Consider the following 1,223-nt stretch of genomic DNA (forward strand, 5'->3'; position numbering starts at 1 on the left):
CAATTTATTTTGCCATTTAAAAAGAAAAGTGACAAAAAAACAAATAGGTCAAAAACTTAAAAGTTTCTGAACCTATTTTTATCTCATTATTTTACACGTAAATTTTATAATATAAAATACCCAAAGATAAGTATTAGTCGGTATAAACTTTGAGAATACTCAATTTTTACACAAAAAAAGGACAGACAAAATATAATCTGACCTTTTATTTGTGTTTATGGGACATGGATAGTATTTAGTTAGAACTCAATCCTTTTTTGTCAACCCAACCTTTGAGTTCTGGACTATAAACGTAAGATCCTGCGTCTTGTGTGATATGAATATACTGATTGGAATACGTATTCACATTCCCTAAGTTCTTAAATCCTTTTTTTCCCCAAGGTAAAGTATCTATTGATTTACCATTATTCAAAACAGTTAAATGATTTTCTGTATTTTTGATAGTCCATTTTGTATTCGTGACTGTATTGCTGCTCTTAACAGCATCTACTTGACTCTGAGTATTCGCATTAAATGCTTTTTTATCTATCCATCTTGAATTGACCAGAATAACTTTGGTTTTGACGTTTTCGAAGGAGTCCTTCTTTACCGAACTCTTGATAACTCTTAACCCAATATCTTACTTGTCCCATACTCTTAATACCGTATTTTTTTGCCAGATATGGATACCCTCCTTTTCCTTTTAAATACTCATGAATGATTGTCATCTTTAGTTCGAAACTATATTTACTCATAGAAATACCGACCTCCAGAAGTTAGATTTTTGGTCTAACTTTTGGGGGTCGGTACAGTGGTCGATTGCTTTTTTTGTGCATAATTTTAGTGTAATTCCTTGTAAGATAAATACAATAAATAGTTTGTCTTCTCAATAAATTGGTAGATTACCTGTTTTATCGAAGAGCTTATTCCCTTCATTTTATTTATTTTACTCTCTACCTCTTTCTTGTTATAAGTAAAAAAGTTATCTTGCCATACCAACGTTATTACTAACTCTTCTTCACATAAACTTATAAAATACGTACATCCATAAGAATTTCCTCTTTCATGAGCATAGATTTGCATACAAACCTTTTCCTCCCCTCTTCATTAGTCACCTCCAAAGGTTATTTTATCACTATTCATTATTATTCAACTCCTCTTCAACAATTATATAATATAAACGTTTAATGAAAATTACATTTGGGTACACTAGGGAGCGTCAATAATTTTGTGTAAATAAATTG

1 protein-coding gene and 1 pseudogene are annotated in these 1,223 nt (G+C 30.4%); both read right to left on the minus strand.

The features are described 5' to 3' along the window. Nucleotides 1-527: 527 nt before the first annotated feature. Nucleotides 528-734, minus strand: a pseudogene (locus HMPREF2810_RS10970) (helix-turn-helix domain-containing protein); the annotation flags it as partial. Between the two features lie 85 nt (nt 735-819). Beyond that, nucleotides 820-1,062, minus strand: coding sequence for a hypothetical protein (locus HMPREF2810_RS16100; RefSeq protein ID WP_002360881.1), 243 nt, complete (start codon nt 1,060-1,062; stop codon nt 820-822). Nucleotides 1,063-1,223: the final 161 nt, after the last annotated feature.

It is taken from the genome of Enterococcus sp. HMSC078F03, from assembly GCF_001811595.1.
Lineage (GTDB): Bacteria > Bacillota > Bacilli > Lactobacillales > Enterococcaceae > Enterococcus > Enterococcus faecalis.